Here is a 23,964-nt window from a genome sequence, read left to right as displayed (position 1 = left end):
TTCACGTATTTGCCCGCGCCGCCGCGCCTAAACGTTGGTCGGCGCGGGTTTGCGGTTGGTCAGGTAGACGCCCGCAACCGCGATGAAGGTTCCGATGATCATCGGCGTCGTCAGGGCCTCGTCGAAGAACAGCCAGGCCTGGATCGCAGCGAGCGGTGGCACCAGATAGATCAAGGATGCCGCTCGCGACACCTGTCCGCGCCGGATCAGGTACAGCAGCAGGACGACCGCGCCCATCGAAAGGCCCAGCACCGCCCAGCCCAACGCCATGAACAGATGGACGTTCCAGACGACACGTATATCCTCCAGCAGCAATGCGGCCGGCAGCGTGACAATCAGCGCACCGATATATTGCAGCGTCGCTGTGGTGCGGATGTCGCCGCCCTGCAAATGGCGCTTCTGGTGGATCGTGCCGTAGGTCACCGCCGCCATGCCGAGCACATTGACGATGACGGGAAACAGATGGATCGGCGTTGCACCGCTGTCGATGGCCAGCACTTTGGGCAGCACGGCGAGCCCGATGCCGAGGAAGCCGAGAATCAACCCAAACTTCTGCTGGCCTGACAGGTTTTCACCCAGCAAGGCTGGCGCTACGGCGGCCGTCATCAGCGGCTGCAGCCCCGCAATGATCCCCGAAATCGCTGCCGGCACGCCCTGCCCGATGCACCACCAGACCGCGCCGAGATAAAGGCCGTGCAGGAAAATGCCGGATACCATGGCATGCCCGACCGCAACCCAACTTTTCGGCCATGCAGCGCCCGTCGCCAGACAGAAACCGACGAACAACAGCGTCGCGAAGATATAGCGCAGGACCAGAAAAGTCAGCGGATCGGCATAAATATGGGCATATTTCGCGATCACCCATCCGGTCGACCAGAGAAGGACGAAAATGGCCGGGGCCAGGCGGTCGAGGGTCATGCGGGGCTTCCCGGTACGATGTCGTGATCGGGGATTGCGATAGAGCGCCCGTCATTGATGGTCAAAACAAAATTCCTGATATTTATCGTAACCGAGACAAATTCATATTCGCCCATAAAACAGGCAACGGTGCTGTGACTTCGCCACCACCTCCTGCCGTCGCCGCCACGATTTTCCGGAAAGCCGAAAGCAGGACAGGCAAAACCGCATGATAAATCGGCAAAATGGTCTCTATTGGCAAAAAAAAGCGGCGATCCAGCGCCGGAATTTCTTTTGCCCCAAAACGTGCATGGTTCTTGCATTGCCCCTGTTGTTGTACTCAAATGACAAAAAAAGGGGACCACACCGTTGGCATTTGACGAAATGATGAATGCGGACAATAGCCCGCGCCAGCCTTACTCGACTTATAATGATTGGTACGCTAGCCAGGACCGGACCCGCCTGATTGCAAAATCGAAAGAGGCCGAAAATATCTTCCGCAAGACGGGTATCACCTTCGCGGTCTACGGACATGCAGACAGTTCCGAAAAGCTCATCCCCTTCGACCTGATCCCGCGCATCATTTCCGGCCGTGAATGGCGCAAGCTCGCACAGGGTATCGAACAGCGGGTCATCGCCCTCAACGCCTTCCTCGACGACATCTACCACAAGCAGGAAATCATCAAGGCCGGGCGCATCCCGCGCGAACTGATCGAGCGCAACGTCGCCTTCCTGCCGCAGATGATCGGCTTCCGTCCACCGGGCGGCGTCTACACCCATATCGTCGGCACGGACATCGTGCGCACCGGCGAAGACCAGTTCTACGTTCTCGAAGACAATGCCCGTACGCCGTCCGGTGTCAGCTATATGCTGGAAAACCGCGAGACGATGATGCAGATGTTCCCGGAACTCTTCCATCAGAACCGGGTGCGCCCGGTCGAAAATTATCCCTACCTGCTGCGCCACAGCCTTGCATCCCTTGCCCCTCCGGGCTGCGAGGGCAAACCGCGCGTCGCCGTGCTCACACCCGGCATCTACAATTCCGCTTACTACGAACATGCCTTCCTCGCCGACATGATGGGTGTCGAACTGGTCGAAGGCTCGGACCTGCGTGTTATCGACGGCAAGGTAAAGATGCGCACGACGCGCGGCTACGAGGCGATCGACGTGCTCTACCGCCGCGTTGACGACGATTATCTCGATCCGCTGACCTTCAAGCCGGAATCGGCGCTGGGCATTCCCGGCATCATGGACGTCTATCGCGCCGGAAACATTACCATTGCCAACGCGCCCGGCACCGGCATCTGCGATGACAAGGCGATCTACTCCTACATGCCGGAGATCGTCGAATTCTATACCGGTCGCAAGGCGCTGCTCGAGAATGTGCCGACCTGGCGCTGTTCGGAAGCCGACAGCCTGCAATATGTGCTCGATAACCTCGCCGACCTTGTCGTCAAGGAAGTGCATGGATCCGGCGGCTACGGCATGCTGGTCGGGCCGACAGCATCCAAGAAGGAACGCGCGCTCTTTGCCGAAAAGCTGAAGGCACGCCCTGCCAACTACATTGCTCAACCGACACTCTCACTCTCGACAGTGCCGATCCTCGTCAACAAGGGCATTGCTCCGCGCCATGTGGACCTTCGCCCCTACGTCCTCGTCTCAGACAAGGTGCAGATCATTCCGGGTGGCCTCACCCGCGTGGCTCTGAAGGCCGGCTCGCTGGTGGTGAATTCCAGCCAGGGCGGCGGCACCAAGGATACCTGGGTTCTGGAGGACTGATGCACATGCTTGGAAGAACTGCAAACGGCCTCTACTGGATGTTCCGTTACATCGAGCGGGCCGAAAACAGCGCCCGCCTGATCGATGCCGGCCTGCGCATGTCGCTGACGCGCTCGGAAGCCACCGAGGATGACTGGGACGGCGTCCTGCAAAGCTCCGGCGTCCGCGATATCTATGACGATCTCTACGACAAGCTGACCAGCGCCGACGCCATCGATTTTCTGCTCCGTGACCGCTCTAATCCGTCCAGCGTCATGTCGTGCATTGATGCCGGTCGCAGCAATGCCCGCATGGTTCGCACCGCGCTGACCCGGGAGACCTGGGAAGCAACCAATGAGTGCTATCTGGATCTGAAGAACATGCTGGCGCGCCGTATCAAGGCGGCAGAACTGCCCGAGGTCATTGATGGCATCAAGCGCAGAGCTGGACTGATCCGCGGCGCCTTCCACGGGACGATGCTGCGCAACGAGATTTTCAATTTCTCGCGCATAGGCACCTTCATAGAACGGGCCGACAATACGGCCCGCATCCTCGACGTGAAATATTACGTGCTGTTGCCGGCGGTGTCGCAGGTTGGTTCCTCGATCGACAACGTCCAGTGGGAATCGATCCTGCGCTCCGTCTCGGCGCACAGGTCGTACGGCTGGGTCTACGAGGCGGAATACAAGCCGTCCAACATCGCCGACTTCCTGATCCTCAACGGACGCATGCCGCGCTCGCTTGCCTATTGCTATGAGAAGATCGTGAGCAATCTTGGTTATCTCGCCCGGGAGTATGGCGAAACCCATGCGGCGCAGGTGACGGCGGAAGAAACGTTGTCGTCACTGCGCAGCCACTCGATCAAGGACGTGATGGACCAGGGGCTGCACGAATATATCGAGAATTTCATCAGTCATAACAACCGTCTGGGACAGGAAATCTCCGACGGCTATCGCTTCTACTGAGATTCGGATGGGGAGAAACCAATGCGTCTGAAGATCAGCCACACCACCGAATATACCTATGACGAGCCGGTGCAATATTCGCTGCAGCGCCTGCGCCTGACGCCACTGACGCAGCCCGGGCAAACGGTCATCAGCTGGGAAACATCCGTCGAGGGTGCCAAGCTGGAAGTGGGTTATGACGACCACTTCGGCAATCGCGTGAGCCTTGTCAGCGTCAATGGCGACCAGACGGCCATCCGCATCGTCGCGACCGGTGAGGTGGAGACCGAGGATCGCGCCGGCGTCTATGGCGCCCACCAGTCCTATGCCCCGCTCTGGCTCTACCTGCGCGAAACGCCGTTGACCAAGATGACGAAGCCGATCCGCAATCTTGCCAAGGCCATGGCCGGAGACACGGATCTTGCCAAGATGCATGCCCTGATGGGCACGATTGCCGAAACGGTGGAATACCGACAGGGCGAGACCGGGACGGAAACGACGGCCGAGCAGGCGCTGCTGCAAAAGAGCGGCGTCTGCCAGGATCATGCCCATATCATGATCGCAGCCGCCCGCACGCTCGGCCTGCCCGCCCGCTATGTCTCCGGATACCTGATGATCGAAGATCAATCGGAGCAGACGGCAAGCCATGCCTGGGCCGAAGTCCACCTCAACGGCCTCGGTTGGGTCGGCTTCGATGCCGCCAACAAGATGTGCCCGGATGATCGATATGTCCGGATCGCCTGCGGGCTTGACTACCGCGACGCCGCCCCGATCTCAGGCCTGATCCATGGTTCTGCGACAGAAGCGCTGAAGGTCGCTGTCACGGTCGAGCAGCAGGGACAAAGTCAGACTCAGAGTTGATCGCGTCAACTCGCGCCAAACAATCATGCCCTTGTTCTATGCCTTGCCGAGATGTTTCGGCCAGAACTCCTGATGAACCTTGGCGGCTTCCTCTTCAAGATCGGTCGGACCGACGACCTCGACCTTGCGCGCGCCGGTCTGAAGCACCGACCGGCTCGGCACATCCAGCCCGATCCCGGCAATTTAGCCAAGCCGTGTCTCTGAACAGGCATAGACCATCCGCCCGATTCCCGACCAGTAGATCGCCCCTGAGCACATCGCGCAGGGCTCCGTGCTGGTATAGAGCGTGCAGTCTCCGAGGAACGCGGTGTCATACTGCTTTGCCGCGAGCTTGACGAGATTCATCTCTGCATGGTTCGTCATGTCGTGACCGGTGAAAACGCTGTTCTCTGCCCGCAGGATGACCTCGCCATTATTCACCAGTACCGAACCGAACGGTTCGTCGCCGTTATTCACTGCAGACTTCGAAAGCGCGATCGCCTCGCGCAAAAAAGGCTCATGGCTTTCCATCAGAGTCTCCCCAAGAAACTAGAGCGAGGTGATCTTGGCTTGAAACGAGGAGATTTCTAAGAGACAAAAACCGGGCGCGATCCATGATAGTAGCAGTAGCGAAAGACCGGCCATTCGCCCTCTCCGAAAACTCCTCTCCGGCTCGTGATTTCACTGGGGTTGCAGCCCTGCTTGTGGCATGACGCCGTTGTCATCTACATTGGCCTGCTCATGTATCTTTCCGAAATCCTTGCCATCGCCGCAGCCACCTGTATCGCGACAAGCAGCATGCTTATCGGTGAACTCCGGGGTCGGGTGAACGTGTTCCGGCTGGCCCGCTGGCAGATGGTGGCCTCCTTCCTGATGACGGCGACGGCTTCGCTTGTCGTTGGCGGCTGGCGCACGCTGGAAGGCTGGCAACTCGGTTATCTGGTGATCTCCAGCGGTTTTGGCATCGTCATAGCCAGCACCACCTATTTCGCGGCGATCTACACGGCTGGCGCCCGCAACACGGCGCTGCTCTTCTCGCTCACCTCGCCGTTTGCGCTGCTGCTCGGCTACCTCGTCCTCGGGGAAACGGTCAGCATCCAGCAAAGCCTTGGCGTCGTTCTCGTTCTGACCGGCATCGTGTTTGCCATCGGTATACCGACATCGTCGCAGCCGCGATCGGCATCAACAGGCATTCCTTGGATGGGCATCGGCTTCGGGGTCATCACCGCGATTGGACAAGCGCTGGGCAGCCTCTGCGCCCGGCCCGCCATGGCTGCCGGCGTCGAGCCTTTCACGGCCATGGCCGTGCGCGCCGGCTTCGCAGCGATCATCTTCCTTGCCGCGACACTGCTCCCGATCGCCGCTCTCAGGGACCGTTCACCGGTGGCGCCCAAAACACATCTGCTGGCATGGGGATCGGCCTTCTTCGGGACGGGACTCGGCATGTCGCTGCTGATGGCGGCCCTCGCCAGCGGCAATGTCGGCATCGTCTCGACGCTGTCATCGATGACGCCCGTCGTCATCCTGCCGATGGTCTGGCTCCGCACCGGCGTCGCCCCGCCCAAGACCGCCTGGCTCGGCGCGATCATAGCCGTCTGCGGCACGGCATTGATCAGCTTGTAGGCAAAATCAGCGGTTGGCATCCCATTCAAGCGGGTTGACAGCTGGCGAGAACGGATCTTCATAACCAAAGACGCCATGTTTCATGGCTCCGATAATACTGCCGCGCTTAGCCTGCACATCGATTGGTGAAATCATTGCAATAGGCACTCCATCACGTGTCACAACGATCGGTTGGCCGTCGTCAGACATCATATCGATGAGTTCCAGGCAATTGGCTTCAAGCGTCGCGGCATTGATGGTTTTCATATGAACGCCCTCCCCCGCATCGTCATTGCAGTACCATAGACGCAAAATACATTGAGAAAAATATCAGAGCGGCTAGGTCTCCAGATGAGAAAGGCGAGATTCACACCCCGCCTTTCTCTCAAACTCAAGCCTGCAAGTAACCGATCAATGGCTGTCCTTGCCGACTGCGCTACCACGACATCCCTTGAGGAAGTCGAGGTCTGCGCCGGTATCTGCACCCTGGACGTGCTGCTGGTGCAGCCAGGCGTAGCCGGAGGTCGGCAGTTCATGGCTCGGCTTCCACTCGGCCAGGCGACGCGCCATTTCCTCGTCGGAAATATCGACATGCAGGCGACGGTTCGGAACGTCCAGCTCGATCATGTCACCATTCTTGATGACAGCGAGCGGACCACCGACGGCAGCTTCCGGCGAAGTGTGCAGGACGACGGTACCGTAGGCCGTGCCGGACATGCGGGCATCGGAGATGCGCACCATGTCGGTGATACCCTTCTTCAGCACCTTGGGCGGAAGGCCCATGTTGCCAACTTCGGCCATGCCCGGATAGCCCTTCGGACCACAGTTCTTCATGACCATGACGCAGGTCTCGTCGATGTCGAGATTGTCGTCGTTGATCTTGGCCTTGTAGTCGTCGATATCCTCGAACACGACAGCGCGGCCACGATGCGTGAGGAGATGCGGCGAAGCAGCCGACGGCTTCAGGACAGCACCCTTCGGAGCCAGGTTGCCGCGAACGACAACGATACCGCCCGACTGGGTCAGCGCCTTCTCGGCCGGCAGGATGACGTCTTCGTTCCAGTTGACGACGTCCTTGACTTCATCCCAGACGCTTTCGCCGGAAACGGTGAGCGCATCCTTGTGCAGAAGACCGGCTTCGCCGAGACGCTTCAGCACGACCGGCAGACCGCCAGCGTAGAAGAACTCTTCCATCAGGTATTTTCCCGACGGCATCAGGTTGACGATCGTCGGAACGTCGCGGCCACAGCGATCCCAATCATCCAGCGTCAGGTCGATACCGGCGCGGCCGGCCATGGCGAGCAGATGGATGACCGCATTGGTCGAACCGCCGATGGCCGCATTCGTGCGGATGGCGTTTTCGAAGGCCTGCTTGGTCATGATGTCGGAGGGCTTCAGGTCATCCTTGACCATCTGCACGATGCGGCGGCCGGTCAGCTGCGCCATCACCTTGCGGCGGCTATCGACGCCCGGGATCGCAGCATTGCCTGACAGAGCCATGCCGAGGGCTTCAGCCATGGAAGCCATGGTGGACGCGGTGCCCATCGTATTGCAGGTGCCGGACGAACGGCTCATCGAAGCTTCCGCCTCGAGGAATTCGTCCTGCGTCATCTCGCCGGCTTTCACCATCTCGGAGAACTTCCACAGATGCGTACCGGAACCGACGCGCTCGCCGCGGAAATAGCCATTCAGCATCGGACCGCCAGTGACGACGATCGACGGCAGATCGACCGATGCAGCCGCCATCAGCAGCGATGGCGTGGTCTTGTCACAGCCGACCATCAGCACGCAGCCGTCCATCGGTTGGCCGCGAATGGTTTCCTCGATCGAGAGTGCCGCCAAGTTGCGGTACATCATCGCCGTCGGGCGGAAGGTGTTTTCAGAAGCCGAGAACACCGGCACTTCCATCGGGAAACCACCGGCCTCCCAGATGCCGGCCTTCACCTTTTCCGCGAGTTCGCGCAGGTGGCCGTTGCAGGGCGTCATGTCCGACCAGGTGTTGAGAATACCGATGACCGGGCGGCCATCGAACAGATCGTGCGGATAACCCTGGTTCTTCATCCAGCCGCGGTGGTAGATCACGTCACGGCTGGTGCCGCCGTACCAATGCTGCGACCGCAGCTGCCGCGGCCATTGTGCTTTCTTGAACATTACCCTTGTCCTTTGACATGCCGGATCGACAGAGCCGATCCGGCGAAAAATGCGATTACGCCAGCGTGTACGCTGTCTTGACGACAGTGAAGAATTCGGCGGCGTACTTGCCCTGCTCGCGCGAGCCGAAGGAAGAAGCCTTGCGGCCGCCGAACGGAACGTGGAAGTCAACGCCCGCCGTCGGCAGGTTGACCATCACCATGCCGGCTTCCGAATTGCGCTTGAAGTGCGTCGCGTGCTTCAGGCTCGTCGTGGCGATGCCGGCGGAGAGGCCGAACGGCGTGTCATTGGCGACAGCCAGTGCTTCTTCGTAATCCTTGACCCGGATGACCGCTGCGACCGGGCCGAAGATTTCCTCGCGGCTGATGCGCATCTGGTTGGTGGCTTCGGTAAACAGCGTCGGCTGCAGGAAGAAGCCGGGATTTTCGCGGGCAATCGTCTCGCCGCCGAAGGCGAGCTTGGCGCCCTCCTTTTTGCCGATCTCGATGTAGTCGGTGTCGGTCGCAAGCTGACGCTCATCGACGACAGGGCCGATATGGGTGCCGGCCTTGAGCGGATCGTCCACCACCAGCGTCTTCAGTTTCTCGGTAAGCGCTGCGACGAACTTGTCGTGGATGCCTTCGGTGACAATCAGGCGCGAGGACGCCGTGCAGCGCTGGCCGGTCGAGAAGAAGCCGGAATTGGCAGCCGCTTCGACGGCAACGGTCAGGTCCGCGTCATCGAGAACGACCATCGGGTTCTTGCCGCCCATTTCCAGCTGGAACTTGCGGTTATGTTCGATCGAGGCGGCCGCGACGCGCTTGCCGGTGCCGGTCGAGCCGGTAAAGGTGATGCCGGCGAGATCCGGGCTGTCGAGCATGGCCTGGCCGACGACCGAGCCCTTGCCCATGACGAGGTTCAAGACGCCCTTCGGCAGGCCGGCGCGGTGCAGAATATCGACGATGGCCCAGGAGCAGCCCGGAACCAGTTCGGCCGGCTTGAAGACGACGGTGTTGCCGTAGCAGAGCGCCGGCGCGATCTTCCAGGCCGGAATGGCGATCGGGAAGTTCCAAGGGGTGATGATGCCGATGACACCAATCGGCTCGCGGGTGATCTCGACGCCAATGTTCGGGCGGACCGACGGCAGCACTTCGCCAGCCAGACGCAGCGCCTCGCCTGCAAAGAAATCGAAGATCTGGGCGGCGCGGATGGTTTCGCCGATCGCTTCGGGCAGCGTCTTGCCCTCTTCGCGGGCGAGCAGGCGGCCCAGTTCATCCTTGCGCGCAAGAATCTCGTCCGACGTCTTCTTCAGGATCGCATGGCGCTCGAGGATGCCCGAGCGCGACCAGGCCGGAAACGCAGCCTTGGCCGCCGCAATCGCGGTCTTGGTGTCGTCGGCGGAAGCGCTGGCGTAGAGGCCGACGACTTCGTTGGTGTTCGACGGGTTGATGTTCTCGACGCCGTTGCTGCCGACCCATTCGCCGGCAATCAGGTTGTGATGCAATGTCATGGGCTCAAAGCCTCCTTGGTTTCCTTTGTGCGGGCGCCCTTGGGAGCGGCACGCCGCCTTTTTGAAAAGCGGCCGCTCAGAGCTGGCCGATCACGATCTCGTCTTCGCCGGCAATGGCCAGCGTGTTGCGAAGCGGGAGGCCGAACTCGCCGGCTTCGATCTCGAAGATATCGCCGGCCTGCGTCTTGAAGCCGTCGCCGAAGGACAGCGTCGCCGTGCCGAACATGTGGACGTGGACATCACCCGGCTCGCGGAAGATGCCGTACTTGAAGTGGTGGTATTCGAGATTGGCGAAGGTGTGCGACATGTTGGTTTCGCCGGACAGGAACGGCTTTTCCCAGACGACCTTGCCGTCTCGAATGATGCGCGATGCGCCACGGATATCGGCCGGCGCTTCGCCGACGCGGATTTCCGGACCGAAGCTTGCCGGGCGCAGCTTCGAATGCGCAAGATAGAGGTAGTTCACGCGCTCGGTAACGTGGTCGGAGAATTCATTGGCAACGGCAAAGCCGATGCGGAAGGGAGCACCCTTGTCGGAGATGACATAGATGCCGGCCATTTCCGGCTCTTCGCCGCCGTCTTCAGCAAAGGAAGGGGAAACGAGTTCGCCACCCGGGGCGACCGACTGGGTGCCGTTACCCTTGTAGAACCATTCGGGCTGAACACCCTTTTCGCCCGGCTTCGGCTTGCCGCCTTCGAGGCCCATCTTGAACATCTTCATCGTGTCGGTGGCGCCCTCCTCCACCTTCGAGACGGCAGCGTGCATGGCATCGCGCGTCGCGGCGGAGCCGAGATGGGTAAGGCCCGTGCCGGTCAGGTGAAGGTGGCCCGGATCGGCATGCGTGATCGGCGGCAGGAAAAGGCTCGTGGCATAGGCATCCTGCAGATCAACAACATCGCCAAAGCCCTTGGCTTCGATGACGGCCTTCAGGCTCTTGCCGGAATTGGCGGCTTCCATCGCAAGCGCGTAGACGCTTGCCGCGCCCTTGACGGCACGCGCCTCGCCACCGGTCTCGCGCACCGCGACCGTGATGGAGCCATCGGCGTTCTTCACCTGGGAAATCAGCACAATTCTGTCCTCTTCTATAAAGTCGGACGTCCGGGCGGCGTTCTGGCCGGCAATGCGGTACATCCACGGGAGGGCCTGGCCCTCTCAATTGGGCGATCGGATCGCCACGTTCAAGGCATTCTGATGAACGTACATCTCACTGCGAAACGCACGCCAATTGGCTCCGCCCGCGCAGCCTAAACCGCGCGGGCAGCAATGACAGGGCTCAGCCCTTGTTCTTGTTGTAGACGTCGAAGAAGACGGCCGCGAGCAGAACCAGGCCCTTGACGAGCTGCTGGTAGTCGATGCCGAGGCCCATGATCGACATGCCGTTGTTCATGACGCCCATGATGAACGCGCCGATAACCGCGCCGGTGATCTTGCCGACGCCGCCGGACGCCGAGGCGCCGCCGATGAAGCAGGCCGCGATGACGTCGAGTTCGAAGCCGACGCCGGCCTTCGGCGTTGCCGAGTTGAGGCGGGCGGCGATGATCATGCCGGCGAGAGCGGCGAGAACACCCATGTTGACGAAGGTGTAGAAAGTCAGGCGCTCGGTGTTGATACCGGAGAGCTTTGCAGCCTTCTCGTTACCGCCCATTGCATAGATGCGGCGGCCGATGGTCGAGCGGGTGGTAATGAACGTGTAAAGCGCGATCAGCAGGCCCATGACGACCAGGACGTTCGGGAAGCCCTTGTAGGTCGAGAGCTGATAACCGAGGAAGATCGCAACCACGGCAATGATACCCATCTGCACCGCAAAGAAGGCGAAAGGCTCGTTTTCAGTGCCATGCTTGTCGTTCAGCTTGCGGTTCTTCAGGCCGTAGTAAATGGCAAGACCGACAAGGACCAGAACGACGACGAGTGCGGCGAAATTGGTGATCACGCCCGGAACAGGGTTCAGGAAGTAAAGGAAATCAGGGATGAAGCCGGTCGAAAGCGACTGGAAATCCTTCGGGAACGGGCCGATCGGGCGGTTCTGCAGGATCAGGTAGGTCAGGCCGCGGAACACGAGCATGCCAGCAAGCGTCACGATGAACGCCGGGATTTTCTGATAGGCGACCCAGTATCCCTGCGCGGCACCGACGAGGCCACCCAGGATCAGGCAGAGCGGCACGACGAGGGAGTAATGAATACCCCATTTGACCAGCATGATCGCCGACAGACCGCCGGTAAAGGCGACGATCGAACCGACCGACAGGTCGATATGCCCCGCGACGATGATCAGCAGCATGCCCAGCGCCATGATGACGATGAAGGAGTTCTGCAGGATCAGGTTGGTGATGTTGACCGGACGGAAGAGAACGCCGCCTGTCAGCGCCTGGAAGAAGACCATGATGACGACGAGCGCGACCAGCAGGCCGTATTCACGGATATTGGCTCGCAGGTAGTCGCCGACGGATTGGGTTGTTTTGGTTTCGGTGACCATGATTAGTGTTTCTCCCCGGAACGCATGATGGCGCGCATGATTGACTCCTGGCTGGCTTCAGCCTTGGAAAGCTCGGCCACGATGCGTCCCTCGTTCATGACGTAGATACGGTCGCAAGTTCCGAGAAGTTCGGGCATCTCCGACGAGATCATGAGAATGCCTTTGCCCTCTGCGGCAAGCTGGTTGATGATGGTGTAGATTTCATATTTCGCGCCGACGTCGATACCGCGCGTCGGCTCATCGAGGATCAGGACTTCCGGATTGGTGAACAGCCACTTGGACAGAACGACCTTCTGCTGGTTACCGCCCGAGAGGTTAATCGTTTCCTGATAGATCGAATGCGAACGGATGCGCAGCTTTTGACGATAATCGGAGGCGACGCGGCGCTCCTCGTGGTCGTTGATCACCCCCGCGGAGGACACGGCTTCGAGGTTCGAGAGCGTCGTGTTGTGCAGGATGTTGTCGATCAGGACCAGACCGAGATGCTTGCGGTCTTCCGTCACATAGGCAAGGCCGGCATCGATTGCCTTCGGGATCGTGCTGACATCGACCTGTTTGCCGCGGATCGAAACATCACCGGTGATCTTGTGACCCCAGGACTTTCCGAAGATGCTCATCGCGGTTTCGGTACGGCCGGCACCCATCAGGCCCGCGATGCCGACGACTTCGCCGGCCCGGACGTTGAAATTGATGTCATGCAGGAACTGGCGGTCGCGGTGCTGCTGGTGGAAGACATTCCAATTCTTCACCTCGAGCAGCGTTTCGCCGATCTTCGGCTCGCGCGGCGGATAGCGGTCTTCCATGTCACGGCCGACCATACCCTTGATGATACGGTCTTCGCTGATGTCCTCGTGGTGACAGTCGAGCGTTTCAACCGTACCGCCGTCGCGCAGGATGGTGATCTTGTCGGCGACCTTCTTGATCTCGTTCAGCTTGTGCGAAATGATGATCGAGGTCATGCCCTGCTTGCGGAACTCCATCAGCAGCTTCAGGAGCGCATCGGAATCTGTCTCGTTAAGCGAAGCGGTCGGCTCGTCGAGAATGAGAAGGCGAACCTTCTTCGACAGCGCCTTGGCGATTTCGACGAGCTGCTGCTTGCCGACGCCGATATCGGTGATCAGGGTCGGCGGGGATTCCTTGAGGCCCACCTTGTTCAGGAGTTCCTGCGTGCGGGCGAACGTCTCTTTCCAGTTGATGACGCCGTTCGTCGCGATCTCGTTGCCGAGGAAGATGTTTTCCGCGATCGAGAGCAGCGGAACAAGCGCAAGTTCCTGGTGAATGATGATGATGCCGATATGTTCGCTGTCGGAGATCGTCGAAAACTGGCGAAGTTCGCCGTCGTAATGGATCTCGCCATCATAGCTGCCGGCGGGGTAAACGCCGCTCAACACCTTCATGAGGGTTGATTTTCCAGCGCCGTTTTCGCCGACAAGTGCGTGGATTTCACCCTCGCGTACCTTGAGATTGACGTTGTCCAGAGCCTTTACGCCCGGAAACGTCTTGGTGATGCCCCGCATTTCGAGAATGATTTTGTCCATGGTCAGGTAATCCTGCGGCAGTCCGTGAATGATGAGGCCAGACCGACCGTAAGTGCAAGCTTCCTCATCATGCGAAAGGGTCCGCGATCAACTCGCGGACCCCGATTGGAGTGGAAGGGATCAGTTGTTGATCTGGTCTTCCGTGTAGTAACCGGCGCCGACCAGAACGTCCTTGACGTTGGTCTTGTCGACAGCAACCGGCTTCAGCAGGTAGGACGGGATGACCTTGACGCCGTTGTCGTACGTCTTGGTGTCGTTTACTTCCGGCTCCTTGCCGCCGAGGATGGCGTCCGTCATGGTGACGGCAACCTTGGCCAGTTCGCGGGTATCCTTGAAGATCGAGGAATACTGTTCGTCAGCGAGGATCGACTTGACGGACGGCAGTTCGGCGTCCTGACCGGTGACAACCGGGGTCTTCAGGTCGCCCGAGCCGTAGCCGACGCCCTTGAGGGCCGACAGGATACCGATGGACAAACCATCGTAAGGCGACAGAACGCCGTTAACCTGTGCGTCGGTGTAGGTCGAGGAGAGCAGGTTTTCCATGCGGGCCTGTGCAACGGCACCGTCCCAACGCAGCGTACCAACCTGGTCCATGCCCTGCTGGCCGGACTTGACGACGATGTCGCCGCTGTCGATCAGCGGCTGCAGAACCGACATCGCGCCATCGTAGAAGAAGAAGGCGTTGTTATCGTCCGGCGAACCGCCGAAGAGTTCAACGTTCCACGGCTTGACGCCGGCGAAGTTCTTCTTCAGGCCGTCAACGAGGCTGGTGGCCTGCAGAACGCCGACCTGGAAGTTGTCGAACGTTGCGTAGTAGTCGACATTGCCGGAATCGCGGATCAGACGGTCGTAAGCGATGACCTTGACGCCGGCTTCGTGAGCCTTGGCCAGGATGTCGGAGAGCGTCGTGCCGTCGATAGCGCCGATGATGAGAACCTTGGCACCCTTGGTGACCATGTTTTCGATCTGGGCGAGCTGGTTCGGAATGTCGTCGTCAGCAAACTGCAGGTCCGGGGTGTAGCCGGCTTCCTTGAACAGCTTTTCCATGGTTTCGCCGTCGGAAATCCAGCGGGTCGAGGTCTTGGTCGGCATCGAGATGCCAACGGTGCCCTTGTCCTGCGCAAACGCCGGAACGACGAACGACGCCACGCTGAGCGCTGCGGCGGCGAGAAGCGAAGTAATCAATTTCATGTATCTCTCCCTGAGTGTTGATCCAGACAAGCGATCGGCTCGCCTCGATATGTGCAGCGCTTCGCATTACCAAACGATCCGAAGATCGCTTGGCGGAGGTTTAAGGGGTGAAAGAAAGCCCTCCCAGGCCTTACACGCTCCCAAGCACGCTGGCGCACATGGCTGCAAACTGGAATCAAACATCATAACTGTCAAATACAATATAGGTGTATCCTCATAACATTTTCGGTATATTATGGGGTAACAGTGTGATTTTTTCCGAAAACCGGCTGATTTTTCTCGGAAGGTGGGTAAAATATGGACGATCCGGTACTGCTTTCATCCGTGCCTGTGGATTATTCCGAGCGCGGAATTTTTCGATCAGGCTTAAAAATGAGTCACCTTCAGCTGATTCTCGCAATCGAGGACCATGGCCAGATCAGCGCGGCCGCTGAGTCGCTCAGCATTTCGCAGCCAGCCGCTTCGCGGATGCTTGGCGAAGTCGAGGCCATCCTGAAGGCCCCACTTTGCGCCCGCGTCGCGCGCGGTGTGGAACTGACGCAATATGGCAGGGCGCTGGCCCGCCGGGCGCGCACCGTCTTTCTCGAACTGCGGGAAACAGCACGCGAAATCAACGAGTTGAGAACGGGAAGCGGTGGCTCGGTATCGCTGGGTTCGGTGACGGGCCCGGCCATCAATCTCGCCGTCCCGGCCATCCGTCAGGTCTCGACCGCCTATCCCGGCATCGAGATCAGTATCCAGATCGAAAACAGCAATGTGCTGGTGCGCGAACTGCAGTCGGCCCGCCATGACTTCGTCATCGGCCGCATTCCGGACGACATGGATCCGCGACAGTTCAACCTGATCGAGATCGGGGAAGAAGACGTCTGCCTGATCGTGCGCGAAGGTCACCCGCTGCTTGAAAAAGGCATTGTCACCGCCGCCGACCTGCCCGGTTACGACTGGGTTTTCCAGCCCTCGGGAACGCTGTTGCGGCGCGCGGTCGAAGACAGTTTCCTTTCGGCCGGCACGCCCCTGCCCGCGACGATCATCAACACGTCGTCGATCATCCTGACCATTTCCATCGTCCGAAACACCAATGCGATCGCGCCCGTCGCCCGCGATGTCGCCGCCCTCGTCGCCGGCAAGGGCGGTCAGTCAGGTGAAATCCGCATTCTTCCCACGGATTTCAACATCAAGATCAGACCCTACAGCCTGATCACCGCGCGCGGCCGCGCGCTACCGCCCAGCGCCAAGCTGCTTTACGACCTGATCCTGAAGCAGAGCACGGCATGATCAGGCCCGCAAAACCTTGATATGCTCTGACATCAACCGAGAACGGAGACGGCCATGTTCGGTATGTCGGTGTTCCAGTCGGTGCTGGAGCGATTGAAAGCGGAAGAAGATGAGGAAGAGGCTGCTCGCGACGAGCAGGCAGTGTCCCCGTCCATTCGCGGCCTCAATGCCGGCTTCGTCGGCAATGTCACGCCGTCGGCGGGGTTGGCGGACAGCAGTGCGGTCCAACGCGCCTATTTCGACATGGCGGGCGACGACATGCTCGCCCCGCCGAAACCCCTGCCCGCTCCCGTGATGCCGGATCATCTGAAGCGCGTTCGCCCGGACGAGATCGCCACCGATCTGGGGATAGCGGAAGGCGAAACTCTACAAAGCCTCGCAGACAAGCGCCGAACCTTTGCAGCAGACAACCATCCCGATCGCCACCATCCGGATTTCCGCGCCAATGCCACGATGCGCATGAAGATCGCCAACATGCTGATCGACGAGGCCCTACGGCGCCTGCGGATTGCCCGGGTCGCCTGATCCCGTCAGGCCGGATCGTCGGGTTTCACCTCTTCGACTGTCTCTGTCTTCGGCTTGTAGAAGATGATCAGGACACAGGCCGTATAGGCCGCGACCGCGAGGAAGATCATGCCCCAGGTGTTCTCGCCATTATAGAACTCAACCGCCGTCCAGGCAGAACAGAAGATGACGATCAGCAGCCGGACCCAAAGCGGCTTGTAGAACGGGTGGTCCGGATCAATGAACTTCATCATCATGCGGAAATATCCTCGGTGTAGACCGGTCCGTCACGGCCGGGTGTCAGGGCAACAGCTTTATGTCTAAAAAGATGCCCGCCGCAAGGGGAGCGCGGTTTTAACAGCTTGACGACAGCGTCTGAAATGGAATAAATATTCCGAAAATAACAAATTTCTACTTTTCATTCCGATTCAAACCGGTGTCAGGAGCACCCGGATCGGATGAAGATGGATCGGGAGAGAGACCATTGCGCTTGCCGGCAGCAAAGCGTTCGACGGCTTGAAAAAAGCGACGAGCCCAACCTCTATTCCACAACGCTTGTCCGGAGTGAGCGTCATCACCCCGTCCCATCGCGGCGACCGCCGCTCGACAAAAGAGATGTAACATGACTGTCAGATTTGGTCTTCTCGGCGCCGGCCGCATCGGCAAGGTTCACGCCAAGGCCGTCAGCGGCAACCCGGATTCGGTTCTCGTCGCCGTGGCAGATGCGTTTCCCGATGCCGCCAGCGCGATCGCCAAGCAGTATGGCTGCGACGTCCGCACGATCGAGGCCATCGAAAAGGCCGACGATATCGATGCGGTCGTGATCTGCACGCCGACCGACACCCATGCCGACCTGATCGAACGTTTCGCCCGTGCCGGAAAGGCGATCTTCTGCGAAAAGCCGATCGATCTCGATGTCGGCCGCGTGCGCGAGTGCATGAAGGTCGTCGAGGAAACCAAGGGCAAACTGATGGTCGGCTTCAACCGCCGCTTCGACCCGCATTTCATGGCCGTGCGCAAGGCAATCGACGACGGAAAGATCGGCGATGTCGAAATGGTCACGATCACGTCCCGCGACCCGGGCGCACCGCCCGTCGATTACATCAAGCGCTCCGGCGGCATCTTCCGCGACATGACGATCCATGACTTCGACATGGCCCGCTTCCTGCTCGGCGAAGAGCCGATTGCCGTCACCGCCCATGCCGCCGTGCTCGTCGATCCTGAAATCGGCAAGGCCGGCGACTTCGACAGTGTCTCTGTCATCCTGGAAACCGCATCGGGTAAGCAGGCGATCATCTCGAACTCGCGCCGCGCCACCTATGGCTATGACCAGCGCATCGAAGTGCACGGCTCGAAGGGTGTCGTCTCGGCTGAAAACCAGCGCGCCGTCTCGATCGAGATCGCCAATGGCGACGGCTATACCCGTCCGCCGCTGCATGATTTCTTCATGACCCGTTACACCGAGGCCTATGCCAACGAAATCGCCGGCTTCATCTCCGCGATCGAAAAGGGCACGAAGATCACGCCGTCCGGCGCCGACGGCCTCGCCGCCCTTGCACTCGCCGATGCGGCCGTCAAGTCGGTCGCCGAAAAGCGCCAGATCCGCGTTGAAGCCTGAGTGGGCCTTGAGCAGACAATCAGGAAAGCCGGGTTTCGATCCGGCTTTTTTTGTTTTTCAAGGGCTATCGATAGTCTGCGGCAACGGCCGGAAAGCGGCGATATCGTGATCCATATCGGTCAGCGCCCTGTCGAGATGGCCGTCGAACACCAGTCGCTGCTCATCGAAGATCACCGAGATTTCCGGACGCCCCTGCAGACGAACCTCGTGCGATTGCTCCAATCCCTCATCGATGCCCCGTTGCAGGAGATCGAAATAACGCGTCCCCGGCCCCGTGATGGAGATCGGCATCCGGTCATAAAGACTGAGCAAACGCGACAGGCCATTGCCGAGCGCGATGCCGGCCTGCCGGAAGGCATAGGCAGCCATGCGGTTGCCCTGTCGCGCGCTGTTCGCGATCTTGTCCATCTCGGCAAGCGGAACGAACTTGGCGGGAATCGTGTCCGGCGGCACTTCGAAGGCCGTGCGCAGGATTCCGTAGAAACCCGCCGACGCCTCGATGCATCCGAAGGAACCACAGCGGCACAAACAGCCATTGGCCGCATGCAGCATGTGCCCGAAATTCGGCGCGGTCACCTCCAATTCCCCAAACCGGTCCTTGCGGGCGACGCCAAGGCCGATGCTGTGACCGAGCGACAGCGCCGCCAGCGCCCGAAATTCGCCCCCCTGAGCGGCATCCGCCTTCATCCCCAAGGCCTGAGCGACAAGAAGCGTCTCGTTGTTCAAGGTCACCTTCGCGCGCCAGTCAGGCTCCAGCAATGCGACGAAATCGATCTGCTCGCCGCCGAAGACCGGCGACCACAGGAGACGTTTACCGTCCGGATCGACCGTCCCCTTGCTGCTGATCGAAACGGCCAGCACCTGCGATCGCTCCAACCGGGAGCGATGCACGAGCCGATCCAGCGCATCGAGGAAGCCGGCAGCGAAGTGAGTCGTGCCGGCAACGCCATGATTGCGCGGCTCCTCGAAACGGTCGATCAGCCGGCCGCCGTAATCGACCAGCGAATATTGAACGGCGTCAGAAGAAATCCGCACGGCCACGAGATAGCCACTCTCCCGGCGCTGGGCGAACAGCACGCGCGGGCGACCGCGGCCGGAATGCGCCTGCTGCTCCGCCTTCTCGATGACGCCTATCCGCTCGAGGTCCGCCGTGATGGCCGACACGGTCGCGGACGCAAGGCCGGTATGTTCGGAAATGTCGGTATGAGACAGCGATCCTATGCGTCGGAGGGTAGCAAGCACCAAAGCGCTATTCTGCTGACGCACCAGTTCGGTGCTGGATTTTGTCAGCATTGCGCATCCCTGTTGCTGCCGATGATTCCCACGAACACATGCTCCTCCCAAAGCATCTGCCGGGTGTCAACGTGCCTGTTCAAAGCCTTGTTGACAGCCCTCTAAAACTCTGACATCTATTTTCTCGACTGTCGAGAAAAAACTCATTTGGGTTTCGCGACAGCACATTGGCTGGCCGGGGGCTGTGCGGGAGGTTCGCATGGACGGCCAGCGGTCACTTGGGAGGACTTCATGAATTCAGTTTTGAAACTGATGGCAGGCGTTGCCATCATTGCATCCTTGCACTCTGTCGCGCACGCCAAGGACCTCGTGGTCGGCGTTTCCTGGTCGAACTTCCAGGAAGAGCGCTGGAAAACCGACGAAGCCGCCATCAAGGCAGCGCTGGAAGCATCCGGCGACAAGTACATCTCCGCTGACGCACAGGCATCCGCCGCCAAGCAGCTGACCGACATCGAGTCGCTGATCGCCCAGGGGGCAAACGCCATCATCGTTCTCGCCCAGGATTCGGAAGCCATCGGCCCAGCCATTGAAAAGGCTGCTGCTGAAGGTATCCCGGTCGTCGGCTACGACCGCCTGATCGAAAATCCGGCTGCCTACTACATCACCTTCGACAACAAGGAAGTCGGCCGCATGCAGGCCCGCGAAGTGTTCAAGGTGAAGCCGGAAGGCAACTATGTCTTCATCAAGGGCGCTTCGACCGATCCGAACGCCGACTTCCTCTTCTCCGGACAGATGGAAGTCCTGAAGGAAGCCATTGACGCCGGCAAGATCAAGAACGTCGGCGAAGCCTACACGGATGGCTGGAAGCCTGAAGCTGCCCAGAAGAACATGGAACAGTTCCTGACCGCCAACGACAACAAGGTCGACGGCGTCGTGTCGTCTAACGACGGCATGGCCGGCGGTGTTGTCGCCGCTCTCGAAGCCCAGGGCCTTGCAGGCTCGGTACCGGTTTCGGGTCAGGACGGTGACAAGGCTGCCCTCAACCGTGTCGCGCTCGGCACGCAGACCGTTTCGGTCTGGAAGGACTCGCGCGAACTCGGCAAGAAGGCAGGTGAAATCGCCGTGGCTCTGGCCGGCGGCGCAGCGCTCGACGCTGTGGAAGGCACGGTCAAGTTCTCCGGCGGCCCGAAGGGCGTCGAAATGAACTCGTTCTTCATCGCTCCGCAGCCGATCACCAAAGACAACCTGAACGTCGTCATCGACGCCGGCTGGATCTCCAAGGAAGAAACCTGCCAGGGCGTCAAGGCTGGAACCGTTGCTGTTTGCAACTGATCCGATCCTGACCATGGGCATCTAAGGTCCTGTCGAGAGCGCCGCAACGACCACCGTTGCGGCGCTTCTCCGATGCGAGAAGCGACCCTCCCGATCCGTGTCGATCCCGGAGGCATTGCCCAGCGGAACAGTGATAATATCTGCTGAAGCCCCGACGCGGCATCCGGCGCGCGGCGCAGCAGAAGACAGCAATAAAGGGGGAGTAATCAGGAAATGGCAAACACCACCATTGCCACACCTTCCAGCAGCACGCTGAAGACGCACGGCTCTGCCCTGCAGCGTTTCCTGCAGGCAACCGAGATCGATACGCGCCTTCTCGGCATGATCGGCGCCCTGCTGATCATCTGGATCGGCTTTCAAATTACCACCGACGGCCTTTTCCTGACGCCGCGCAACCTGTGGAACCTCACGGTTCAGGCTGCATCGGTATCCGTCATGGCGACCGGCATGGTGCTGGTCATCGTCACCCGCAATATCGACCTGTCGGTCGGCTCCATCCTCGGCTTCGTCGGCATGATCATGGCGATCACCCAGGTGAAGATCCTGCCGCCGTTGATCGGCTTCGACAACCCGGCGACCTGGATCATTGCGCTTGCCGTCGGCATCGCGCTCGGCACGGCGATCGGCGCGTTTCAGGGGCTCATCATTGCATTTCTCAACGTCCCGGCCTTCATCGTCACCCTCGGCGGCCTGCTGATCTGGCGCGCCGGCGCGTTCCTTGTCATCAGCGGCGCGACCGTCGCACCGATGGACACGAAATTCCGCCTGATGGGTGGAGGTGCTGAAGGTTCGATCGGCGCAACGGCAAGCTGGATCGTCGGCGTCCTCGCCTGCCTCGTGATCGTTGCCTCCATCATCAATTCGCGCAAGCAGCGCAAGCGCTTCGGTTTTCCGCTGCGCCCGATGTGGGCCGAATATTTCCTGTCGGCCGTCGGCTGCGTCATGGTTCTGGCCGCCGTCGCGGTGCTCAACAGCTATTACATGCCGGTGAACCTCGCCAAGAAATATGCCGAAGCGCATAACATTCCATGGCCGGAGGGCGGACTGCAGATCCCGCTCGGCATCGCCATCCCGGTCCTGATGGCCGTCGGTATCGCCATTGCCATGAGCTTCCTCACCACCCGCACCCGCTTCGGGCGTTATGTCTTCGCCATCGGCGGCAACCCCGAGGCTGCAGAACTGGCCGGCATCAAGACCCGGTGGGTCACGGTTCGCATCTTCGCCCTGATGGGTGCGCTCTGCGCCATCGCGGCGGCGATCTCGACCGCCCGCCTCAATGCCGCAACCAACGCTCAAGGCACGCTCGACGAATTGTACACGATCGCTGCGGCCGTCATCGGCGGCACGTCGCTTGCCGGCGGCATGGGCACGATCTACGGTGCGGTTCTCGGCGCCATCGTCATGCAGTCGCTGCAGTCGGGCATGGTGCTGTTGCGCATCGACACGCCGCTGCAAAGCATCGTCATCGGCATCGTACTGGTCATGGCCGTCTGGCTGGACACCGTGTACCGCGGCCGAGCCAAGTAGAGGAGTTCGAACAATGACGGACAAACGCACTCCACTGGTGGAAATGAAGAACATTTCCATCTCCTTCGGCGGTATCCACGCCGTCGATAACGCTTCGGTCGATCTCTATCCGGGCGAAGTCGTGGCTCTGCTGGGCCACAACGGCGCCGGCAAGTCGACCCTGATCAAGATCCTCTCGGGCGCCTACAAGCGCGACGGTGGCGAAATCCTGATCAATGGCGAGGAAGTCCAGATCAGCAATCCGCGCGACGCCAAGAAATACGGCATCGAGACCATCTATCAGACGCTCGCCGTCGCCGACAATGTCGATGCCGCCGCCAACCTCTATCTTGGCCGCGAACTGCGTACCTCCTGGGGAACGCTGGACGACGTCGCGATGGAAGCCAAGGCTCGCGAGGTCATGGGGCGCCTCAACCCGAACTTCCGCCGCTTCAAGGAGCCGGTGAAAGCGCTTTCAGGCGGTCAGCGCCAGTCGGTGGCCATCGCCCGCGCCATCCTGTTCGATGCCCGCATCCTGATCATGGACGAGCCGACGGCAGCATTGGGACCGCAGGAAACGGCACAGGTCGGCGAACTGATCAAGCAGCTGAAGCGCGAAGGCATCGGCATCTTCCTGATCAGCCACGACATCCACGACGTGTTCGATCTCGCCGACCGCGTCTCGGTGATGAAAAACGGCCAGGTCGTCGGCCATGCCCGCACCGAAGATGTCACCAAGGACGAAGTCCTCGGCATGATCATCCTCGGCAAGGTGCCGCCCAAGGCCATCCCCGGCCCGGGCGCCATGCAGACGGCCTGACGCAAACGGGCATCAACAAGCCATCGATGCCGCGCTCTCAAGGCGCGGCATTTTTCGTTGGCCATGCACATTGCTGCACGCTGTCTGCGAACACCGACCGCCTTCCCCTCCCTCCCGAAAGCGACGCCTCCGCTGTCCGCCTGCCGTTCTCCTCGGAAAAACAACCGCATGCCGCAATTTCCTTTGCAGGATGCGCATTGACCATTGAAGCGCTGCCCGACCTGGGCTATGAACCGGTCACAGCCTGCTTCGACGGCCCTGCCCGTCGCGGATGCACCCGTAGCTCAGCTGGATAGAGTGTTGGATTCCGATTCCAAAGGTCACAGGTTCGAATCCTGTCGGGTGCGCCATTAAATTCGATCAAATCGTTGAAAAGACATTTCCCCTGCATCCTTGCGGCATCGCTATCGGCTATATACTTACGGGTTCCACGCTTCGAATTCACAGGAGAGTTGAGTGAGCACTGAATTTGGCCCATACATCCAGATGCGCAAGCTCGCTCAGCATATGGCCATCCAGTATCAGAAAGATGCTGACCTCGCCCTGGAGCCTCTGGTTGCTCACTTCACGAATGAAGTCGAAGTCAACGTTGCTTCCGATCGGTTTGACCACACGGGATTCATGGAAAGAATTCGCGAGCCGTTGCAGTATGATGCCGAGGTGACGCTCGACAGCCGCCGAAAGGAATTTTTGCAGGCCGTCGCGGACGCGCTTCAGGAGCGCATTCAGCGTGAATTGCAGGCGTCAGGCCTTCCGGAGTGAAGCAGTTTCCCGCCGGTGAAGAGTTTGCCC

At 60.1% G+C, this 23,964-nt stretch carries 22 protein-coding genes, 1 tRNA gene and 1 pseudogene; 12 read left to right on the top strand and 12 right to left on the bottom strand.

Annotation, left to right across the window (positions count from 1 at the left end):
* Nucleotides 1–27: 27 nt before the first annotated feature.
* A complete protein-coding gene (locus ASG68_RS28090) occupies nucleotides 28–918 on the bottom strand; it encodes a DMT family transporter (RefSeq protein ID WP_062576779.1) in 891 nt (296 codons plus the stop codon).
* Entirely contained in the window at nucleotides 915–1,298 is a 384-nt protein-coding gene (locus tag ASG68_RS31685; RefSeq protein ID WP_156373725.1) for a hypothetical protein, read from the bottom strand. Before ASG68_RS31685 ends, ASG68_RS28090 begins: the two co-directional genes overlap by 4 nt.
* Between ASG68_RS31685 and ASG68_RS28085 the strand changes: the two genes are divergently transcribed.
* Genes ASG68_RS28085 through ASG68_RS28075 form a run of 3 tightly spaced genes read left to right on the top strand, consistent with a single transcriptional unit; the run spans nucleotide 1,282 to nucleotide 4,460 of the window.
* Entirely contained in the window at nucleotides 1,282–2,676 is a 1,395-nt protein-coding gene (locus ASG68_RS28085) for a circularly permuted type 2 ATP-grasp protein (RefSeq protein ID WP_082478152.1), read from the top strand. The two genes, ASG68_RS31685 and ASG68_RS28085, sit on opposite strands and share 17 nt — an antisense overlap.
* 5 nt (nucleotides 2,677–2,681) lie before the next feature.
* Complete coding sequence (locus ASG68_RS28080; RefSeq protein ID WP_062577090.1) at nucleotides 2,682–3,620, top strand: alpha-E domain-containing protein; 939 nt, start codon at nucleotides 2,682–2,684, stop codon at nucleotides 3,618–3,620.
* 21 nt (nucleotides 3,621–3,641) lie between these two features.
* On the top strand, nucleotides 3,642–4,460 hold the full coding sequence (locus tag ASG68_RS28075) for a transglutaminase family protein (RefSeq protein WP_062576775.1): 819 nt from the start codon (nucleotides 3,642–3,644) through the stop codon (nucleotides 4,458–4,460).
* Nucleotides 4,461–4,496: 36 nt separating this feature from the next.
* On the opposite strand, the pseudogene ASG68_RS28070 reads toward ASG68_RS28075, so the two are convergent.
* Nucleotides 4,497–4,970: pseudogene (locus ASG68_RS28070) on the bottom strand (nucleoside deaminase).
* Nucleotides 4,971–5,141: 171 nt separating this feature from the next.
* Here ASG68_RS28070 and ASG68_RS28065 point away from each other — a divergent pair.
* Nucleotides 5,142–6,062, top strand: coding sequence for a DMT family transporter (locus tag ASG68_RS28065; RefSeq protein ID WP_062610310.1), 921 nt, complete (start codon nucleotides 5,142–5,144; stop codon nucleotides 6,060–6,062).
* A 6-nt stretch (nucleotides 6,063–6,068) separates the two neighbouring features.
* Here the strand turns inward: ASG68_RS28065 and ASG68_RS28060 are convergent, their stop codons facing one another.
* The 7 genes from ASG68_RS28060 to chvE all read right to left on the bottom strand — a co-directional run bounded on the left by ASG68_RS28060 (nucleotide 6,069) and on the right by chvE (nucleotide 14,884).
* Nucleotides 6,069–6,308, bottom strand: coding sequence for a type II toxin-antitoxin system Phd/YefM family antitoxin (locus ASG68_RS28060; RefSeq protein WP_062576771.1), 240 nt, complete (start codon nucleotides 6,306–6,308; stop codon nucleotides 6,069–6,071).
* A gap of 144 nt (nucleotides 6,309–6,452) precedes the next feature.
* Nucleotides 6,453–8,192 (bottom strand): L-arabinonate dehydratase, encoded by a 1,740-nt coding sequence (gene araD, locus ASG68_RS28055; protein ID WP_062576769.1) that lies wholly within the window; start codon nucleotides 8,190–8,192, stop codon nucleotides 6,453–6,455.
* A 55-nt stretch (nucleotides 8,193–8,247) separates the two neighbouring features.
* The gene (locus ASG68_RS28050) at nucleotides 8,248–9,681 is read right to left on the bottom strand and encodes an aldehyde dehydrogenase family protein (protein WP_062576767.1); all 1,434 of its coding nucleotides are present in this window, start codon (nucleotides 9,679–9,681) and stop codon (nucleotides 8,248–8,250) included.
* Between the two features lie 76 nt (nucleotides 9,682–9,757).
* Complete coding sequence (araD1, locus tag ASG68_RS28045) at nucleotides 9,758–10,750, bottom strand: AraD1 family protein (protein WP_062577088.1); 993 nt, start codon at nucleotides 10,748–10,750, stop codon at nucleotides 9,758–9,760.
* A gap of 205 nt (nucleotides 10,751–10,955) precedes the next feature.
* Nucleotides 10,956–12,155 carry a multiple monosaccharide ABC transporter permease gene (mmsB, locus tag ASG68_RS28040; RefSeq protein ID WP_062576765.1) on the bottom strand — a complete coding sequence of 400 codons (1,200 nt, stop codon included), beginning with the start codon at nucleotides 12,153–12,155 and terminating at the stop codon, nucleotides 10,956–10,958.
* A gap of 2 nt (nucleotides 12,156–12,157) precedes the next feature.
* Nucleotides 12,158–13,693, bottom strand: coding sequence for a multiple monosaccharide ABC transporter ATP-binding protein (mmsA, locus tag ASG68_RS28035; protein WP_062576763.1), 1,536 nt, complete (start codon nucleotides 13,691–13,693; stop codon nucleotides 12,158–12,160).
* Nucleotides 13,694–13,813: 120 nt separating this feature from the next.
* Nucleotides 13,814–14,884, bottom strand: a complete 1,071-nt coding sequence (gene chvE, locus ASG68_RS28030; protein WP_062576761.1) for a multiple monosaccharide ABC transporter substrate-binding protein — start codon at nucleotides 14,882–14,884, stop codon at nucleotides 13,814–13,816.
* A 297-nt stretch (nucleotides 14,885–15,181) separates the two neighbouring features.
* Between chvE and ASG68_RS28025 the strand changes: the two genes are divergently transcribed.
* Together ASG68_RS28025 and ASG68_RS28020 are read left to right on the top strand one after the other, a co-directional pair.
* Nucleotides 15,182–16,159, top strand: coding sequence for a LysR family transcriptional regulator (locus ASG68_RS28025; RefSeq protein WP_062576759.1), 978 nt, complete (start codon nucleotides 15,182–15,184; stop codon nucleotides 16,157–16,159).
* A gap of 54 nt (nucleotides 16,160–16,213) precedes the next feature.
* Nucleotides 16,214–16,684: a hypothetical protein gene (locus ASG68_RS28020; protein ID WP_062576757.1), complete on the top strand. Its 471-nt coding sequence runs from the start codon at nucleotides 16,214–16,216 to the stop codon at nucleotides 16,682–16,684.
* A 5-nt stretch (nucleotides 16,685–16,689) separates the two neighbouring features.
* Here ASG68_RS28020 and ASG68_RS28015 read toward each other — a convergent pair whose 3' ends face one another.
* Nucleotides 16,690–16,917 carry a hypothetical protein gene (locus tag ASG68_RS28015; protein ID WP_062577086.1) on the bottom strand — a complete coding sequence of 76 codons (228 nt, stop codon included), beginning with the start codon at nucleotides 16,915–16,917 and terminating at the stop codon, nucleotides 16,690–16,692.
* Between the two features lie 368 nt (nucleotides 16,918–17,285).
* On the opposite strand from ASG68_RS28015, the gene iolG reads away from it, so the two are divergent.
* Nucleotides 17,286–18,281 carry an inositol 2-dehydrogenase gene (gene iolG, locus ASG68_RS28010; RefSeq protein ID WP_062576755.1) on the top strand — a complete coding sequence of 332 codons (996 nt, stop codon included), beginning with the start codon at nucleotides 17,286–17,288 and terminating at the stop codon, nucleotides 18,279–18,281.
* 57 nt (nucleotides 18,282–18,338) lie between these two features.
* Here the strand turns inward: iolG and ASG68_RS28005 are convergent, their stop codons facing one another.
* Nucleotides 18,339–19,574 carry an ROK family transcriptional regulator gene (locus ASG68_RS28005; RefSeq protein WP_062576753.1) on the bottom strand — a complete coding sequence of 412 codons (1,236 nt, stop codon included), beginning with the start codon at nucleotides 19,572–19,574 and terminating at the stop codon, nucleotides 18,339–18,341.
* 231 nt (nucleotides 19,575–19,805) lie between these two features.
* Here ASG68_RS28005 and xylF point away from each other — a divergent pair, with 231 nt between their 5' ends.
* From xylF to ASG68_RS27980, 5 genes are all read left to right on the top strand, one after another.
* Nucleotides 19,806–20,846, top strand: a complete 1,041-nt coding sequence (xylF, locus tag ASG68_RS28000; protein ID WP_062576752.1) for a D-xylose ABC transporter substrate-binding protein — start codon at nucleotides 19,806–19,808, stop codon at nucleotides 20,844–20,846.
* Between the two features lie 213 nt (nucleotides 20,847–21,059).
* Nucleotides 21,060–22,373 carry a sugar ABC transporter permease gene (locus ASG68_RS27995; protein ID WP_062576750.1) on the top strand — a complete coding sequence of 438 codons (1,314 nt, stop codon included), beginning with the start codon at nucleotides 21,060–21,062 and terminating at the stop codon, nucleotides 22,371–22,373.
* A 13-nt stretch (nucleotides 22,374–22,386) separates the two neighbouring features.
* Nucleotides 22,387–23,172, top strand: a complete 786-nt coding sequence (locus ASG68_RS27990; RefSeq protein ID WP_062576748.1) for an ATP-binding cassette domain-containing protein — start codon at nucleotides 22,387–22,389, stop codon at nucleotides 23,170–23,172.
* Nucleotides 23,173–23,445: 273 nt separating this feature from the next.
* A tRNA-Arg gene (locus tag ASG68_RS27985) sits at nucleotides 23,446–23,522 on the top strand.
* Nucleotides 23,523–23,628: 106 nt separating this feature from the next.
* Complete coding sequence (locus tag ASG68_RS27980; RefSeq protein ID WP_156373934.1) at nucleotides 23,629–23,934, top strand: hypothetical protein; 306 nt, start codon at nucleotides 23,629–23,631, stop codon at nucleotides 23,932–23,934.
* The last annotated feature ends 30 nt before the right edge of the window (nucleotides 23,935–23,964 follow it).

Origin of the sequence: Rhizobium sp. Leaf453, assembly GCF_001425605.1 — a bacterium.
Classification (GTDB): Bacteria; Pseudomonadota; Alphaproteobacteria; order Rhizobiales; family Rhizobiaceae; genus Pararhizobium.
The sequence above is the reverse complement of the archived record's forward strand: the minus strand, read 5'-3'. Positions and strand labels throughout refer to the sequence as shown.

Excerpts from the sequence above, each read along its gene's own strand:
- ASG68_RS28090 (WP_062576779.1), bottom strand. The coding sequence starts at position 918 with ATGACCCTCGACCGCCTGGCCCCGGCCATTTTCGTCCTTCTCTGGTCG.
- ASG68_RS28085 (WP_082478152.1), top strand. The coding sequence starts at position 1,282 with ATGATGAATGCGGACAATAGCCCGCGCCAGCCTTACTCGACTTATAAT.
- ASG68_RS28080 (WP_062577090.1), top strand. The coding sequence starts at position 2,682 with ATGCTTGGAAGAACTGCAAACGGCCTCTACTGGATGTTCCGTTACATC.
- ASG68_RS28075 (WP_062576775.1), top strand. The coding sequence starts at position 3,642 with ATGCGTCTGAAGATCAGCCACACCACCGAATATACCTATGACGAGCCG.
- ASG68_RS28060 (WP_062576771.1), bottom strand. The coding sequence starts at position 6,308 with ATGAAAACCATCAATGCCGCGACGCTTGAAGCCAATTGCCTGGAACTC.
- araD (WP_062576769.1), bottom strand. The coding sequence starts at position 8,192 with ATGTTCAAGAAAGCACAATGGCCGCGGCAGCTGCGGTCGCAGCATTGG.
- ASG68_RS28050 (WP_062576767.1), bottom strand. The coding sequence starts at position 9,681 with ATGACATTGCATCACAACCTGATTGCCGGCGAATGGGTCGGCAGCAAC.
- mmsB (WP_062576765.1), bottom strand. The coding sequence starts at position 12,155 with ATGGTCACCGAAACCAAAACAACCCAATCCGTCGGCGACTACCTGCGA.
- mmsA (WP_062576763.1), bottom strand. The coding sequence starts at position 13,693 with ATGGACAAAATCATTCTCGAAATGCGGGGCATCACCAAGACGTTTCCG.
- chvE (WP_062576761.1), bottom strand. The coding sequence starts at position 14,884 with ATGAAATTGATTACTTCGCTTCTCGCCGCCGCAGCGCTCAGCGTGGCG.
- ASG68_RS28025 (WP_062576759.1), top strand. The coding sequence starts at position 15,182 with ATGGACGATCCGGTACTGCTTTCATCCGTGCCTGTGGATTATTCCGAG.
- ASG68_RS28020 (WP_062576757.1), top strand. The coding sequence starts at position 16,214 with ATGTTCGGTATGTCGGTGTTCCAGTCGGTGCTGGAGCGATTGAAAGCG.
- ASG68_RS28015 (WP_062577086.1), bottom strand. The coding sequence starts at position 16,917 with ATGATGAAGTTCATTGATCCGGACCACCCGTTCTACAAGCCGCTTTGG.
- iolG (WP_062576755.1), top strand. The coding sequence starts at position 17,286 with ATGACTGTCAGATTTGGTCTTCTCGGCGCCGGCCGCATCGGCAAGGTT.
- ASG68_RS28005 (WP_062576753.1), bottom strand. The coding sequence starts at position 19,574 with ATGCTGACAAAATCCAGCACCGAACTGGTGCGTCAGCAGAATAGCGCT.
- xylF (WP_062576752.1), top strand. The coding sequence starts at position 19,806 with ATGAATTCAGTTTTGAAACTGATGGCAGGCGTTGCCATCATTGCATCC.
- ASG68_RS27995 (WP_062576750.1), top strand. The coding sequence starts at position 21,060 with ATGGCAAACACCACCATTGCCACACCTTCCAGCAGCACGCTGAAGACG.
- ASG68_RS27990 (WP_062576748.1), top strand. The coding sequence starts at position 22,387 with ATGACGGACAAACGCACTCCACTGGTGGAAATGAAGAACATTTCCATC.